The organism is Mucilaginibacter sp. BGA-UO-ETr-C110, assembly GCF_059567985.1.
The window spans coordinates 3,089,808-3,106,716 of the sequence record NZ_JCAQPB010000002.1; the positions used below are offsets into that span (position 1 = coordinate 3,089,808).

The following is a 16,909-nucleotide window of genomic DNA, read 5'->3' on the forward strand; positions in this document are numbered from 1 at the left end:
TAAAAGAAGGCCCCGCAGAGCCTTCTTGATTGATATAGATATTTCGGATTTTCTAATTAGTATAATCAGGATTTTGCTTTAACTGCCCGTTTGAAGCTTGTATCTCGGTCAATGGTATTGGCAACCAATAATGTTGTGAGTGAAAAGCCCGGCCGGTTAGCGCTACCTTTTGTGCATAACTGTAGCCAGAAGGGTTGGCAGCATTTATACTTACTGCAACACCATAAGCCGGAACATTTTCAGTTTGCTCGGCAATTTTCCATCTGCGTACATCATAAAAACGGTGTTCCTCAAAAGCAAGCTCAATCCGCCTTTCATTTCTAATGGCGGTACGCATATCATCTTGCGATAAGCCTGACAGGGCTGGCATATTTACAGATGAACGTTGCCTGATCGAGTTAATGGCCTGGTAAACACTCGCATCTGGCCCTACTGCTTCATTTTGTGCTTCGGCATAGTTAAGCAGAATCTCGGCATACCTGAAATAAATCCATGGCTGTGCACCCGCCTCGCTTGAATTGGTGATGGAATAAGCGTCATTCGCAAATTTTCTCAGATAATAACCGGTTTTACTCGCGTTTTGAGGGTTAGGCCCCTGGTTGCTGTCTTTACCACCAGGCAAAAATACCTGGACAACATTGTCTCTGTATGGCGCCCCATTGTAAAGAATAGTTGCATAAAATCTAGGATCTCGATTGACGTATGGGTTTTGTGAATCATAACCCGACGCCGGATCGGTAATGGGTTTGCCATTACTCATTGGATAGGCATCCACCATATTTTGCAGGGGAACATTACCGCCGTAGCCACCATAGCTGTTAGGGCCGTTATCCAGCTCTATTGGAAGGTGGGCAGCAGTAACCGGGTAAAATAACCTTTCAAATATAATTTCGTTACTATTGGGCGTTAAAAATAACTGGCCATAACCACCCTGGAATAAACTGTATTTGCCCAGATCCATAACCGCCTTGGCAGCCGCGGCAGCTGCAGGCCAGGTCCCCGCATTGTACAATGGGCTGGCAGCATATAGCAATAATCTTGATTTTAATGCCAGCGCAGCTCCTTTTGTTGCCCTGCCTAAGGCCCATGATGAGCTATTATCCACCGGGAGCTTTGAGGCAGCGTCATCCAATTGAGAACTGGCATAAGCAATAGACTCTGTAATAGAAGCGCGATTGAAAAGACTTGGATCCTGTAGGTTATCGGTTAGTTCAGTCACCTTATCACCCATTAATACTACGCCGGCATAATTACGAATGAGATCCTGATACCTGAACGCCCTGATAAATTCGAGTTCGCCAATTAGTTTGTTTTTATGTCCTGCGCTTAATGGTAAGCCACCTATTACACTTAATGCATAATTACACTCCCGGATGCTGCGGTAACTGCGTGCCCAAATGGTGCCCGCATCGCCCAGATTGTTAGGAGCCAACTGCCCTTGCTGGATCACCCAGGTGTTATCATTGTTGTTGTATATTGATTCGTCTGTCAATGAACTCCAGAGTGCCCATTGAAAGCCTCTGCCAAAACCAGTGTCGTCATCTTCTTTATCTTGTAATTTAACACCGATATATCTGTTGATAACATAAGCTTCAAAAAGTGAGGTATCGGATAAAATAGAGGCATTACTTATTCTATCAGTAGGCGGTGTAGACAGGAAATCTTTTTTACAGGATGTCATGAATGCAACGCAAAGTACCAGGCAGCCTGTTATATATTTTATAGTTTTCATAATGTAGCGTATTAAAATTTAATGTTTGCGCCCAGGTTAATTATTTTTTGTTGCGGATAGAACTGGCCACTGCCATACTGGGCGCCACCGAATTGGCCACTGCCATTGGTTCCCTCAGGATCGTAATCCTTTACCTTAGTGAACGTAAGCAGGTTAAAGGCACTTACGAAAACCCTAACTCCCTTAATATGAAGCTTTGACAATGCTTGTGACGATAGTGAATAACCCAATTGAACATTTTTCAATCTCAAAAATGAAGCATCGTTAAGCCAGAAGGTATTGTTGTAGGAGCCGCCACTTACCGCGTTTGAAGCCCGGTCTGATACTTTTGGATATGATCCGTTTGGATTGCTTGGGCTCCAGGCATTGTCTGCCCATGAGCTGTAAAAATTACCGATGACTCCGGATTCAGGCAATACATACTGGCTCACCTGGGCCTGACCCGCAAATAAGATCGACAAGTCGAAATTTTTGTAGCCGGCAGTAAGGTTTAAACCATACACTATTTGTGGGATATTGCCATATTTTGACCGTTCCTGATCAGCCGCGGTTATTTGCCCATCATGGTTAACATCGGCATAAATAAGGTCCCCCACTTGCGCACCGGCCACATGTGGTGTATTATCCAATTGCGCCTGATTTCTGAAAATACCTGTAGCCTGATATAACAAATAGGTATTTAAAGGATTACCTGTTTGGCGCTGGTAGGATAATATACCGGCAGCTTCATCAATATAAACGATTTTACTTTTGGCATAGGTAAAGTTGCCTGATACGCCCCAGGAAAATGTACCGGGATGGTTATAACCCAATGTTGCCTCGAAACCCGCACTGTTAACCTTGCCAATATTTTCTGCAGGTACTAACGGATTACCATCAGATGGGTTCACTATTCCGGAGGTACCAGGCAGAGAGCCGTTACGGTACGCCAGGATATCTGACCGCACCTGGCGGAAATAGATGGCTTCTAACGTAAAATTCTTTAAGAATACTGCATTGATACCTATGTCCGTCTTTTTGGCCTTTTCCCAGGTAATATTGGGATTTGCAAGCTTGGTTTGATCGATACCAGGTTGAGGTGAGGCCCCTGAACCATTATCCAGCACTACCGAATTATTAAAAGCGTAATTATCAATGTACTGGTAAGGAGCGATATTATCATCTCCCAGGATACCGTATGAGGCCCTGATCTTCAGGTCGTCAATAAATTTAAATTTGTTCTGAAACCAGTTCTCTTTAGATATGCGATAACCTGCGGATATGGAGGGGAAATATCCCCACTGATGGCCGGGAGCAAAAAGGGAGGATCCATCCGCGCGAAACTGTGCTTCTAATAAATATTTTTCGTCATAATTATAGGCCAGCCTGCTGATCACACTACGGCGGTTATAGTTGTAGTTGCCATTGTTATCACTGCTGCTGCCGCCATTAGTAGCATCGCTGGGAGCACTACCACCCTGCGAAAGTTCTGGCGTAGTAGCTGTTGGGAAATTATTTCGTTGGGCCCAGAAGTAATTATAGGTATTTTGACTTTGTTCGTACGCTACGAAAGCATTGATATTGTTTTTACCTAATTGCCTTACAAAGTTCAGTTTAATGTTGGACGTAATGAGCGATTGATTAAGCTGTGACTCATTCAAATAAGGACGCCCGTTGGAGCCGCCCTGTGTACTTGGTGTGTAAATATTGGTAGCACTGTTATAGGTATAAACCGTGTAAGGCGTATTAAATGTTTTGGAAAATACACCTGTTTTATCCGCCGAAAAGAAACCATCAAGCGAAAGACCTTGTACACCCGGAATATCATAGCTTGCTCTGAGTATACCGTTAAAGGTTTGTGTTGGATTGTTGTTGGTACCACCAATACTTGTTGGTGTAAGAGCCGGGTTTGTATTATCGAAGCCAGAAGTAGGCAGGCCATTGGGGTAAAAAGCAGCCGTGGTTGGGTATCCCCTGTAAATACCACGAAAATTATTAGCGGCCGAAGTAGTTGGGAATTTCCGGTCTTCCTCCCTGCCCTGTAATGATAGCCCTACTTTAAATCCTTTGGCAACTGTGGCGTCAATATTCGCCCTGAAGTTATACTGATTGTATTTTGTAGCGCCATTTTTATAAAGACCATCCTGGGAGGTAATACCAACCGAAGTGTAATATTTAACATCGTCTGAACCACCTGCAACCGTTACGTTCTGTTGGTTCTGCAACGCGTAATTCTTTAAAGTTATTTTCTCCCAGTTAGTGTTTGGATAATTAAGCGGGTCAGAGCCGTCCCTGAATTTTTGTATCTGATCATTGCTATAAACCTGGTTAAAGCCGCCCGTTGGATTATCATAATAGCTGATATCATTCATTATCTGCGCATAGGTTGGCGCATCAGCCAATTTAGGTAAACGTGTTGGTGAGCTAAACCCTTCATTAAAATTATAAGAAATGGCAGCCTTACCTGTTTTCCCATGTTTGGTAGTGATTAAAATAACACCGTTTGCCGCACGATTTCCATAAACCGCCGCGGACGCGTCCTTTAATACCGAAACACTCTCGATATCATTAGGATCAAGGCGTTCCAAACCACCGATCTGGCCGGGGATACCATCAACAACAATCAGCACCGAATTGCTGCCGGTTGTTGCCAAACCCCTGATCGAAATGTTTGAACCATCATAACCTGGTTCGCCAGATCCGTTGCTGGCAATAAGGCCGGGTACACGACCCGCGAATGAACTTGAAACGTTAGGCTGAGGGCTTTTAGCTAAATCGCCGCCCTTCACTACGGAGATGGAACCGGTGAGGGTGGCTTTTTTCTGCGTGCCATAACCTACAACCACTACCTCATTCAATGATTTTGAATCGGCTTGCAATTGTACGTTAATGGTGGTTTGTCCCTTTAAGGGAACTTCCTGAGTAGCATAACCGATGTAGGTGAACACCAGAGTTCCTGATGAAGCATCGGGAACATTAAACGAAAATTTACCGTTAATATCAGTAACAACTCCCGTTGACGTTCCTTTTAATGTAACACTTACGCCGGGTAGTGTTTCGCCTTTTTCGTCGGTAACTTTACCGCTTATTTTTACGTCCTGCGCGCCCAGCACTTTACTACCATTGGCAAAAGCGACCGATGGCATCTGGCAGGTGATAAAGCAGGCAATTGCCATACTTGCTATCAACAGGAAAAAACGGGGTGATCTTTTCCAATGAGGAGAATCCTTTACATGTAAATTTAATTCCATATATTTTTTTAGTTGGGGTTTAATTGGTTTAAACCTTAGTCCGTAAAAAGCACAGCTATCGGCAAACGGTTAAGGCAGGTTAATTGCCTTCCGTGTTACCTCGTGTCAGATCAATGCCAGATACAGAAGTTTGGTTTAAACCATGGTTATTGGTGAGACTAAAATGAGGCTAAATTCCAGGATCAAGTGAGGGGTAAATTCGGATTTAAAACGGGATAAAATCATCAAAAAGGGCCATTACAACGTCTTTAGGGCTTTTTACTGAGGGGGTAAACTCATATCACCAATTATTTGTGGTCATATTTTCAATCTCCGCAGGGACTAAAAAAGTGGGTTTACATGGTTTACACTTTTTATGGTTTACATCTATTTAATTACTTGATAATCAATTAATTACTTTTTACTTTACCATAAAAAACGGTTTACAGTGTAAACCATGATTTTAACTAAAGCCCCATATCATTTCGACGAATAGCGCGGGCAATGTCTTTCTCTCGAGCGTCATTGCGAGGTACGAAGACAACCGACCAAAGGGAGCTCATTAATTCCGGTTAAAATAAACACAGCATTAATAATCTCTACGATAGCAGGTCAGCTATTCATGTTTGCTCTGTACAGTTTTTAGAGATTGCTTCGTACCTCGCAATGACGTGTTTTGAAGTTAGGTCCTCTCAGGGTCTCCTGGAAGGGACCCTGAGAGGACAGGAAAAGTCTGTCACCCCGTCGAAGGGGCGTGCGCAGAGGCCTGCATACCATGATTCGACGGGCATGACACCCGTTTTAAGTCAGGGGGTAATGATCAATTATCCTTAACCATATCACGGTTAACATTATAGTTATTATGGAAAGGCTTGCGATATTTTTTCACGTAGTCTGAAGGATTGATGCCGAAAAGCTTATTGAACTGCTCCCTGAAGTATTTAAGATCGTTTATACCAACCATAGAAGCGGTTTCGTATACGGTGTTATCGGTAGTTAACAGGATCTCCGCTGCTTTTCTTAACCTGATAAAACGGATAAAACCATTAGCCGATTGGCCTGAAATGGATTTGATACGTTTATACAAATTAGAATGACTCATGCCAATTTCTGAAGCCAGGGTTTTTATGCTAAACTCAGGATCGGTTAAATGCTGTTCTACAATTTTGAGGCATTTCTCCAGAAACTCCTTGTACTCCGGAGATATCTTTAAATCATTTGATTTGTTAAGTGTGATCTCATTATAAAAATACTTTTGCAGGTTGTTCCTGCTTTTCAGGATGCCATTAACACGTGCTATCAGTATTTCTTTTTCAAAAGGCTTGCTGATATAATCGTCGGCCCCTCCTTCAATGCCTTTGAGTTTAATTTCGGGCGATGAACTGGCTGTTAGTAATATTACCGGGATATGGTTTAAAAGCGGATCTTCCTTAATACGGCTGCACAACTCAATACCACTTAAGCCCTGCATCATTACATCGCTTATCACAATATCAGGCACCAGGTGGTAAACCAATTCAAGTCCATCGGTACCATTATCAGCCTCAAAAATCTCAAACTCACCGGCAAATATCCGTTTAAGGTAAACGCGGATCTGCTCGTTATCATCTATAAGCAGCATTGTTTTGGTATCCGAGCTCAAAGCTTCCGTACTTTTAGCTGTTGTTGAACTTTCGGTCTCATCTGTTTCCAGTTCCCCTTTATTCTCTATCAATTCGTCTAAAAACACAGAGGTTTCGGCAACATCCTCAAAAACAAACTGCTGGCCAAAATGCTCCCGTCCTTTTAGTAACAAAACGTTGAACAGTGTGCCTTCCCCTTGCTTACTTGTGTAGCTGATATTGCCTTTATGATTCTCAATAAATGCCTTAACCAGGTAAAGCCCAATGCCAAAGCCTCCGGTTAAAGGCATTGCATTTTGCAATTGATAAAACTTGTTGAACAATTGATCGCCAATTCCTTCGGCTATACCGCAGCCGCTATCTTTTATTTCGATACTAACTTTATCATCATTATCAGTTATAGTGCAACTTACCAGCCCATGCTCTGGCGTGAATTTTAACGCGTTTGATATCAGGTTAAATAAGGCTATCTCCATTTTTTCCCTGTCGGCAAATATTTCAATAGCTTCTTTTTCAGTCGAAAAATCAAACTGTATATGTTTGGTACGAGCCTGGTGATTAAAGCATAAGAACACCTCACGGCAAAGAACCACTATATTCAATTTTACTATTTTAAGTTTATCCGTATCACTTTCAGCTTTCCTAAAAAGCAATAGCTGATCAACCAAACTCAATAAGCGGCGCGCGTTACGATAAATAATATGCAAATTACCAGGATCACTCTCCTGCCCCCCCTTGCCAAACAACATATCCTTAACCGGGTTAATGATCAGCGTTAGCGGTGTACGAAACTCATGCGAAATATTAGTAAAAAAAGAAAGTTTGCGCTCATTCAGCTCCTTATCCTTTTCTGCGGATAGCTGGGCAACTTTTATTTCATATTTAAGTTTAGTTTGATTGGCTTTGTACAATAAATAGTAATAAATAGCCAAACCGGTTACAGCCATATAGATCAAATAGGCCCACCATGTTTTGTACCAGGGCGGCATGATCTTTATTTGAATGGTAGCATAATTTTCAAACCATAAACCATCCTGGTTAGAGGCTTTTACCTTAAATGTATAATCGCCAGGTTCAAGATAACGGTAGGTCGCCAGTCTTTGATTACCCACATAGTTCCATGATTTATCAAGGCCTTCCAGTTTATAGGCGAAATTGCCTTTTTGCGGATAGGTATAATTTAATGAAGCATACTGGATAGAAAATACAGACTGATCTGGCTGTAAAGTAATCTGCCTGGTTTCACTGATCGCTTCGGGTAATACGGCATGGTTCCCATCCAAAGCACCAACCTCTACCTGCTTACCGAAAATTTGCAGCCCCGTGATGATAACCTTTGGTTGATAATTGCTTTGGGTTACTTTTTCGGGATCAAAAAAATTGAGGCCTTCCGTACCTCCAAAATACAGGAGTCCATTAGAGGAATCAAACAAAACAGATCCGGCATTAAATTGCCCAGCCTGCAAACCATCCGACTGATCATAGTTTAATATTTTATCAGTAAGGATATTAATGTTTGATAAGCCCTTATTGGTGCTTAACCATAAAGAGCCATTACCCGATTCTTTGATGGCTGATACCGTATTGTTAGCTAAACCATTGGTTTCATTAAATTTCTTAAAAAACCTCTTTTTTAGATCGTACGAGATCAGGCCATCACCTTCAGTTCCTAACCACAAGCGATGTTGCTTATCGGGATAAATTGAAAAAATTACCTGACTGGGTAAATTATTCTTTTCGTCGGCCGGTTTAAAATATCTACTAAATTTATTTTGTTTAAAATCATAAAAATCAAGCCCCCCTCCGTAAGTACCTATCCACAGGTTTCCATTTTCATCTTCGGCAATAGAGCGTACATCATTAGAAGTAAGGCCGCTATTAGCCGGTGTATAATTTGTAAATGTTTTTGCAGCTGCATTAAACAAACTCAAGCCCCCGCCATTAGTCCCCACCCATAAATTTTGATGACTGTCCTGAAAAATCACCCTTACATCATTCGCCCCTAAGCTTTTACTATCACTTGGGTTATTGGCGTAGTTGATAAATGAATCTGTTTTTTTATCATAAAGAAAAAGCCCCTTTGCATAGGTACCAAACCAGACATTGCCATTTTTATCATTATAACCGTATAAAATAGCATTATCCTTAATACTTCCAGGCTTTCCATCGGCTTTATATTGCTTCACCAGATTGCCGTTATGACTGGTTTTAAATATGCCCTCGCCATCGGTACCCAACCATAAAAACCCGTCCTTATCCTGGCACATTCCATAAAACCTCACCAAACTTTCTCCACTGGGTTCAATGCGTTTCCTGGTGATCTTGGAAAACTTTTCCTTGATGCTGCTGATCATATAAATACCATCGCCATAGGTGCCTACCCAAATATTCTTGTCTTTATCTATAAAAAGAGCTTGAACGGAGCGTTGCGTAAGGTAATAGCCATCGTCACCGGTTACCGGTTGCAGTACAAAACTTTCCGTATTGTAATTAGGGCTGGCTCCCAGGTTAATTTTATATAATCCGCCATCCTGCAAACCAACAAGTAGTTGTTTGTTACTATCCTCAATAACCGAAATATATCTTTTACTTTTAATATCGGGCTGGCTGCTTTGCAATAAAGTAAATTTATTTGATTGCCGGTGATAATATAAAAGTCCGTTTTCAGTTGCTATCCAAATGTTATGAAAGTGATCTTCAAAAATATCATTGATCCGTGCTGCAGGAAGATTTTTTATTGGGGGTATCAGGTTCTTTTGATTAGTTATTATACCTCTTTTATGGTCAAATACGTTGATACCTGTTTCTTGTGTGCCAACCCATAGCAGGCCCTTTGAATCCTCAAACAAACTTATAACCCGGTTACTTGATAGTTGGGGTAAATTGGCTTGAGTATAATTAGTGAACTTTGCCGACTTTATATCAAAATAGGAGAAACCTAAGCCATAAGAGGTTATCCATAAATTACCATCGCGGCTTTGTATAATATTCCCGACATCATTTTTAACTGTATGGTTGGAGGATAGTTTATAGTGGATGAATTTCTCTGTACGGGTGTCCAGCTTACTGAGCCCATTTCGTGATGACACCCAAATGTTTCCATGTGCATCGCAAAAAGTCTTCTGAACATAATTACTGGCCAGGCTTGCAGCATCGCCCTGCCTGGATTTAAAAACCTTAAAGTTTGTTCCATCAAAACGATTCAGTCCATCATTTGTGGCAAACCACATAAACCCTTTATCATCCTGGGTAATGCTGTTTACAATACCAAAAGAAAGACCATTTTTTAAAGAGTAGTTCAGTATTTTATTCTTTATCGGAGATTGGGCATAGCTCGAAGAAACGATCAACAAAAGAAAAAAATAAAGGGGGTATCTTTTTTTCATTAAAATAATTTCAGGTTGTCAATTACACGATAATTGGGGATTAAAACTACTTATTAATTGTTTAAAATACAATAATTATTACCTCCATTTGTAATTATACTTTTACAAACACTCGTATAAATTACGTTTCCCTCCTTTGTCATCATCGGTTTTTTGACATCTAAAAAGCTTGCTAAAACATTTTATTTTACGATGCTGGACACTATCAGACCCGCAAATCCCTAAATCATCACGCCCTGCCATTAGTGAAGATCAGGAGCTTTTCTATTTCAAAAACTCAAAGAGAATTTTGCCGGGACACCAGTTCATGGCGGTTAAAATCCATTAGCAGCATCTGTTCATCGATAAGATGAATGTGTTAATCGACACTTAACACTTCTTAACATGCGCTTCTTTCATATTTGATCATTGTTTCACTAACTAATAAAAACCCCATATGATATCACTTTGACTATTTCTTAATTAATCTAAAGTCAAATGAAATCATCAATTAAATTAACAGGGTTGCTGTTGTTAGTACTCAGTTCCTGCCAGCAAAGTTTATATAACACCCCTAAAACCCGTGCTATTGCCGCAAGCCGGATATCTCCGCCAGAGGGGATGGTTTATATTCCTTCGGGTACTTTCTTATACAAAATGCTTAGTGACGACCAAACTGAGCAAAGGAAGGTTAGTGTCAGTGCCTTTTTTATCGACAAAACTGAAGTTAACAATAAACAGTACCAGGCATTTGTAAACTGGGTAACCGATTCGGTTGCTATAACTGATTACCTGCATGATGATGCGTTTTATTTGCCCCGCACTGGTGAAACGGTAGGCGCCAATAGTAAGGAAGTACGGTTGATCGACTGGAATAAAGTAAACAAAATATCCCCGCTCTGGAAGAAGGCTCCCCCCGAAACCAAAGAAAAACTTGCCGGAATGATGACGATGATCAATGGTGCCCGGGTACCTAATCCTGCACTGATCCGCTATAGGTTTTACTATGTACGTATGGATGGTGAAAAAAATAACACCTATGTAATGGATACGGTTGGTGTGTTTCCCAATGAGCGCGTATGGTCAACTGATTTTCCAAATGCCCAAATGATGGTTATGGATGCCAATTATTTCAGCAATAAGATCTATCAGTATAACCCGGTGGTTGGTGTAACCTGGAAACAGGCACGGGCTTATGCCGACTGGCGGAGCACCCAACTTAATTTGATGATCAAAAAGAACCCGAATCTTAAAAACTTCAAATTAAGCTTTTCTCTCCCAACCGAAGCGCAATGGCAATACGCTGCAGAAGCCAAACAGGATCCATCAGATACTACTGACCGAACGGTAAAAACCTTTGTGGATGAAGCTTCGGGCAAAGAGAAGCTTTCCCTGAATTTTAAACAAGGCGAAGGCGCTTATTCCAGCGACGGATCAACATTTACCCTTCCGGTTACTTCCTACTCGCCTAACGCGTTTGGTATTTACAATATGGCCGGTAACGTAGCCGAATGGACCATGGATGCCTTTAGCCCATCAGCCTCCCAATTGGTGAACGACCTTAACCCGGCATTGCTTTATGATGCCAGCTCTAAAGACTCCCCCCTGATGAAACGTAAAGTGGTAAGAGGTGGCTCATGGAAAGACAATGGACAGATGCTCAATAGTGATACACGAAGTTTTGAAGATCAGGATGCCGCACATTCCTACATCGGGTTCCGTTGCGTAATGGCAGCTTTCGAACTGCCAGGTGATCAGGTTAAAACCAGGAAATACGCTAAAAAATAAGGAGACAGAAAAGATGAAAAAATTATTGATCGCTGCCCTTTTCATAATCGGGCTCAGTATTAAAGCTGGTTTTGCCCAGTCGGTTTTAAGCGATAGTACGCTAACAGACACGCTTCCAGCATATGATAAAAACTTGCAACCGGCAGATCTAAGCTCGGCAAAGCCATTTCCTTACCCTAAATCTAACCCGGCAAATATCAGGCTTTATGTAAGGGTATGGCGCGAAATCAACCTGGAAGATAGCACCAATGCCATCTTGACTATCCCCGGTCATTCATTAATGGAAACCATTATGAAGGGAATAGAGAAAGGTAAGCTTACGCCTTATGAAAAGGATGATTTTAAAACTAAACTCACGGCCAAGCAGGGCGAAATGCGTTTCGCGGATTCGGTACTGGTACCAAAGTTTGACAAAGATGGGAATCAGATCTCCTCAAAAATGGTACTGAATGAGTTTAATCCGGATAAGATCACAAAGTTCAGGGTTGAAGAAGATGTTTTCTTTGATAAACAACGCGGAAGAGTGGATACGCGAATAGTGGGCATTGCCCCTATGATGAATATCAGCACATCGGCAGATCTTCCGGCAAATATCACGTCAGTCCCCGCGTTCTGGCTGTATTTCCCCCAGCTGCGTTACGCGCTTGTAAAAGAAGATGTAAGCGACCCCGCTAAGAACATTTTTGATGTGACTTTGGACGATGTATTTATTCAGCATAAGTTTTCTGCCTCCCTGGTCAAAGAGTTCTCTCCGGGAGGACAGCAAACAGGTTTGTTGGAACCGGGAAGCCCGGAAGTACACCAGTTAGAACAAAAGATCGCCGAACTGAAAAAAAGTATCTGGCAAAATCCCAAAGGGGTAAATGCTAAGAACCTGACCAAACAGACAGCTAATAAAAAGGAGGATAAGTTATGACAACGCAGGTAAAATTAATGAGAGAGTTTTTATGGATGATGTTGATATCCATATTACTACTATGCTGTGGCAAAGCCAGTGCACAGGTATTGCCAGAATACAGCGCCTTTCCGGAATCATCAGTTGGTGTGCAGGTAGGAACGCAGGGTGCAGGCATACAGGCATCAAAAAGCTTCGCCAAAACATTTAACATCAGGGCAGGCTTCAATACCGTGCCGGGCATAACTGTGCAGTATAATAACCGGGATCTTAAACTCGACCGTACCAGCATATATGCCATTGCTGATTGGCAACCGCTATACGGCAATAATGAATGGCTGGCCCGCAAATGGTTCATTTCGGCCGGAGCCGCGTATTATTTCAGTAATACTTTGTACAGGGAGGCTAACCCTGATTATAGTATAGCCTTATCCAAATTCAGGCCATATATAGGTACCGGACTGGGAAATATACGTGTACGCAATAATATAGGTATGCGGCTCGACTTCGGCTTTTATATCCCTACCAAGTCACCGGTTTCTACCTATGAAAACAAAGCCGAAACAATAACCAATGGCCTTAAAGGGCTTTTACCCGGACTGAATACCGGGGTAACATTTTACATCAAATTCTGATTTACTAACCATTAAATATTAAAAAGATGAAAAAGACTAAAAAATTCAACTGGCTGCATGTAGCTATCTCCTGGGGAGCCAGTATCGTGATATTGGGCGCTATGTTTAAGATCAATCACTGGGGCGGACAATTGGGAACCTATATGATAGGACTTGGCCTTTCTGTAGAAGCATTACTGTTTTTTACTTTGGGATTTTTCCCGCCGGCCGAAGAGCCTGAATGGGAAAAAGTATACCCCGAACTGGCCCTTGATTACCAGGGCGAACCAAGGTCAACTATGAAAGCCGTGTTTCCGGATACCGTTAATGCACTTGATAAACTATTGGTGCAGGCAGATCTTAGTCCGGAAAATATTGGCAACCTGGGCGAGGGTTTAAAGCAGTTCAGTCATAAAATAGAACGCATTAACACCATTGCCGATGCCTCATTAGCTACGGATGAGTTTTCAGAGAAATTGAAGCAGGCTGCATCAAAATTCGATCTTTTTGGCTTAGCCTTTGAAAAAGCGGCGGCGGATTTGTCAACAGTAGCAAACACCAAAACAGATGCAGAGGCTTATCAGCACCAGGTGTCCAGGCTTACCCATAACCTATCACGCTTAAATTCATTATATGAAACAGAGCTAAAAGGAGCCGATACTAACCTTCAGCAGATCAATCATTTTTACGAAGGTTTAAGTACAACCTTGTCGAACCTGAATGAATCTGCAGATGACAGCAGGCTGTTTAAGGAGGAAGTAAATAAGCTGGCAAAAAATATTTCAGGGTTGAATGTATTTTATGCCAATATGCTTTCTGCCATGAACCAGCCGAAGTTTTAGATCCGGGCTGAATTGTAAGAGAATAATCATTAAAATTTAAAACTATAATACAATGGCTGCAGGAAAAGAAACCACCAGGCAAAAAATGATCAATATCATGTACCTGGTTTTATTAGCAATGCTGGCCCTGAATATATCGGAAACAATTCTGGACGCGTTTAAAACCATAGATGACAGTCTTACTGCTTCGGCAGATAATGTTGGAAATTCGGTACAGCAATTATTTACCACCTTTGAGCAAACCAGGCTCAGGGAATCTCCGGAGCGGGCAAAACCTGTTTACGAAAAGGCAAAACAGGCACAGCAAGCAACCCGGGAGTTGGATAATTATATCAGGGATGTAAAAAAAGAACTGACAGAACAAGGCGGCGGATATGACGAACAAACCGGCGATCTGAAACAACGGGATAATCTTGATATTGGTTATAACGTGATGATCAATCAAAGGAAAGCATCCGTACTTAAACAAAAGATAAATGATACCCGCGAAAAACTGCGATCTCTATTGGACAGGGAAGACAATAAGCAGGTGTCATTTAACTTGAATGCCACAGATCCGGTACATCACCGGGGCAATATACGCAGATGGGAAGATCTCAATTTTGGGGAAGGCGTACCTTTAACCGCTACGTTTACCATTCTGTCGCGCATACAGGCTGATAATAAAAATGCCGAATCGGAAGTAGTGAAAAAGATCCTTGGAAAAATGGATCAGGCGGTGGTTAATCTCGACAAGTTTGAAGCCGTTGCTGTGACCCCTACATCCTACCTCATTCAGGGGCAGCCTTACCAGGCACAGGTTTTTTTAACTGCTTATGATTCAAGATCAACCCCTTCAATGGAGGTAGGTGGACGTGTGATAGATGTAAAAGATGGCCGTGGCCAATACACTGTATCAACCTCCAGAGAAGGGGTCTTTAACTGGAAGGGAACGGTAAGGGTTAAACAAACCGATGGAACCGTTAAAACTTATACCACGCCCGAACAGCAATACATGGTGGCACGCCCCTCTGCTGTTGTATCGCCCGATAAAATGAATGTTTTCTATATCGGGGTTGATAATCCGGTGTCTGTTTCTGTTCCGGGTATCCCATCAAGCAGTGTGCGGATAAGCATGTCGGCAGGTTCACTCACCGGCTCTTCGGGAAAATATGTTGCCCATGTCAATACCCCGGGGACAGTAACCGTATCCGTTTCAGCAGCAATTGGCGGCAGATCCATGGTTTTAAGTCAAACCAAGTTCAGGGCAAAACGGATCCCTGACCCGGTTGCCCGGTTCTCAGGAAAATCAGGTGGTAATGTGCCAACGGTCGCCCTAAAGGCGCAAGACGCGCTTTATGCCAATCTGGATAATTTTGATTTTGACGCGAAATTCAGGATCACGAAGTTTAACCTGATCATAGCCAATCCGCGGGAGAGCGCTTCCATACAGTCGGCAAGCGGTAATACATTGAATGATGCCATGCGATCGGCATTAAATATGATAAAACCCGGTTCGCGTGTAATTTTTGATAACATTATAGCGGTTGGACCGGATGGCTCAGCCCGGCAACTATCCCCGGTTGCACTAACAGCAAATTAAGTAAACAAAGAGGTTGTATTAAATCATGATCAACCTCTTTTTCTTTGATCTATCCGGATACTCAATCACAAATTGATGTATAGTCTTGGATCAACTCCGTTAACAAAAATTGGGTTTACAGTGTAAACCATAAATTATGTAAATCCAATTTGTATAAATATGACCAGCTTAATTTCAATTCATAGCTGGCACAACACCAAGGGTAGTCAATTTGATTTATACAGCCTCTTAACCAGTGAACAGTACATAAAATGATGAATAAAAAACCCGGCTCCTTTTTAAAGAAGACCGGGTATTAATTAGGGGTTATGAAGAAATTTTAATGAACGGCAAAGGCCTTTACAAGAACACCGCTGGCATCAAATACTATGGCATACTTTGTACTGTTTGATGTGATTAATACAACGTATACCTTGATGGCTCCACCCACGCTTAATGAGTAAGCTTTATCAAATACATAACCCGGATAAGTTGTTGTTAAATAAGTAGTGATGCTTGCCAACAGGTTAGCTTCTGTTACCCCGGTAAGTTTATTACCTATATGTTTGTCAATCTGCATACGTTTAATAAAAGTGCCGTTGGCTTTAATGGCGGTTGCAAACAATCCGTTATTCTTACTGATCAGAATGTAGGTACTATCCAATGCAATTGAAGCATGCAAAAGTGTATCCGTTGGATAGTTGGTTGAAAAATAGCTTTTTACGGCTGTAGGCAAGGCCGATAAAGCGATAGTGTCCCGGTGTTTACCATCCCTGTTATCAAACGGGCCGCCTAAATGCCAGCCTTTGCCTACCAAATCAGGACCGGTTCTTTGTTCCAGTACGCTTACAAACGTTCCTGTCGCGGTAAATTTGAGGCCTATATAATTACTATCGTATTTTATGGTCACGATGTAGTTGATCACCTTTTTAAGGCTATCGGTAATTGAATAAGCCTTTTTGAAGGTATAACCGCTGTAATTAGCCGTAAGATATGTACCGATGGCTGTTGGCAACGCGCTAAAGGCAACAGTATCTTTCTTGTCGTGATGGCCGTAACAGCCAACCATGTACAGACTATCAGTAGTACCTGTGGCTAAACTAACGGCAATAGCCCCGGTTGACGCGGCTGTAGTGGATGTTGACGAAGTGCTTGTAGCGTCTGTTGATTTAGAGTCGCTGCTTTTTTTACATGATGACAGACAGCCTGCCGTGCCTAACATGAATAACATAAAGTAAATGGGTTTCATGGTTTTTTGAATTAATTTCACAATCAGTTAAT

Annotated in this window: 9 protein-coding genes; 5 read left to right on the forward strand and 4 right to left on the reverse strand. The window is 41.9% G+C overall.

Going from position 1 to position 16,909, the window contains the following annotated elements; translation table 11 throughout:
- Positions 1-52 precede the first annotated feature (52 nt).
- The 3 genes from AC57BQ_RS13660 to AC57BQ_RS13670 all read right to left on the reverse strand — a co-directional run bounded on the left by AC57BQ_RS13660 (position 53) and on the right by AC57BQ_RS13670 (position 9,949).
- On the reverse strand, positions 53-1,732 hold the full coding sequence (locus tag AC57BQ_RS13660; RefSeq protein WP_496406802.1) for a RagB/SusD family nutrient uptake outer membrane protein: 1,680 nt from the start codon (positions 1,730-1,732) through the stop codon (positions 53-55).
- A gap of 11 nt (positions 1,733-1,743) precedes the next feature.
- Positions 1,744-4,962, reverse strand: coding sequence for a SusC/RagA family TonB-linked outer membrane protein (locus AC57BQ_RS13665; protein ID WP_496406803.1), 3,219 nt, complete (start codon positions 4,960-4,962; stop codon positions 1,744-1,746).
- A gap of 799 nt (positions 4,963-5,761) precedes the next feature.
- The gene (locus tag AC57BQ_RS13670) at positions 5,762-9,949 is read right to left on the reverse strand and encodes a hybrid sensor histidine kinase/response regulator transcription factor (protein WP_496406804.1); all 4,188 of its coding nucleotides are present in this window, start codon (positions 9,947-9,949) and stop codon (positions 5,762-5,764) included.
- A 477-nt stretch (positions 9,950-10,426) separates the two neighbouring features.
- On the opposite strand from AC57BQ_RS13670, the gene porK reads away from it, so the two are divergent.
- From porK to porM, 5 genes are read left to right on the forward strand one after another with little or no spacing between them, the layout of a single operon-like run.
- Positions 10,427-11,716: a T9SS ring complex lipoprotein PorK/GldK gene (porK, locus tag AC57BQ_RS13675; protein WP_496406805.1), complete on the forward strand. Its 1,290-nt coding sequence runs from the start codon at positions 10,427-10,429 to the stop codon at positions 11,714-11,716.
- A 13-nt stretch (positions 11,717-11,729) separates the two neighbouring features.
- Entirely contained in the window at positions 11,730-12,632 is a 903-nt protein-coding gene (gene porN / locus AC57BQ_RS13680; protein ID WP_496406806.1) for a type IX secretion system ring subunit PorN/GldN, read from the forward strand.
- Between the two features lie 17 nt (positions 12,633-12,649).
- On the forward strand, positions 12,650-13,246 hold the full coding sequence (locus AC57BQ_RS13685; RefSeq protein ID WP_496406807.1) for a hypothetical protein: 597 nt from the start codon (positions 12,650-12,652) through the stop codon (positions 13,244-13,246).
- 26 nt (positions 13,247-13,272) lie between these two features.
- A complete protein-coding gene (porL, locus tag AC57BQ_RS13690) occupies positions 13,273-14,067 on the forward strand; it encodes a type IX secretion system motor protein PorL/GldL (RefSeq protein WP_496406808.1) in 795 nt (264 codons plus the stop codon).
- 52 nt (positions 14,068-14,119) lie between these two features.
- On the forward strand, positions 14,120-15,649 hold the full coding sequence (gene porM, locus AC57BQ_RS13695; RefSeq protein ID WP_496406809.1) for a type IX secretion system motor protein PorM/GldM: 1,530 nt from the start codon (positions 14,120-14,122) through the stop codon (positions 15,647-15,649).
- A 319-nt stretch (positions 15,650-15,968) separates the two neighbouring features.
- On the opposite strand, the gene AC57BQ_RS13700 is transcribed toward porM, so the two are convergent.
- Positions 15,969-16,877: a PepSY-like domain-containing protein gene (locus AC57BQ_RS13700; protein ID WP_496406810.1), complete on the reverse strand. Its 909-nt coding sequence runs from the start codon at positions 16,875-16,877 to the stop codon at positions 15,969-15,971.
- Positions 16,878-16,909 lie beyond the last annotated feature (32 nt).

Excerpts from the sequence above, each read along its gene's own strand:
- AC57BQ_RS13660 (WP_496406802.1), bottom strand. The coding sequence starts at position 1,732 with ATGAAAACTATAAAATATATAACAGGCTGCCTGGTACTTTGCGTTGCA.
- AC57BQ_RS13665 (WP_496406803.1), bottom strand. The coding sequence starts at position 4,962 with ATGGAATTAAATTTACATGTAAAGGATTCTCCTCATTGGAAAAGATCA.
- AC57BQ_RS13670 (WP_496406804.1), bottom strand. The coding sequence starts at position 9,949 with ATGAAAAAAAGATACCCCCTTTATTTTTTTCTTTTGTTGATCGTTTCT.
- porK (WP_496406805.1), top strand. The coding sequence starts at position 10,427 with ATGAAATCATCAATTAAATTAACAGGGTTGCTGTTGTTAGTACTCAGT.
- porN (WP_496406806.1), top strand. The coding sequence starts at position 11,730 with ATGAAAAAATTATTGATCGCTGCCCTTTTCATAATCGGGCTCAGTATT.
- AC57BQ_RS13685 (WP_496406807.1), top strand. The coding sequence starts at position 12,650 with ATGAGAGAGTTTTTATGGATGATGTTGATATCCATATTACTACTATGC.
- porL (WP_496406808.1), top strand. The coding sequence starts at position 13,273 with ATGAAAAAGACTAAAAAATTCAACTGGCTGCATGTAGCTATCTCCTGG.
- porM (WP_496406809.1), top strand. The coding sequence starts at position 14,120 with ATGGCTGCAGGAAAAGAAACCACCAGGCAAAAAATGATCAATATCATG.
- AC57BQ_RS13700 (WP_496406810.1), bottom strand. The coding sequence starts at position 16,877 with ATGAAACCCATTTACTTTATGTTATTCATGTTAGGCACGGCAGGCTGT.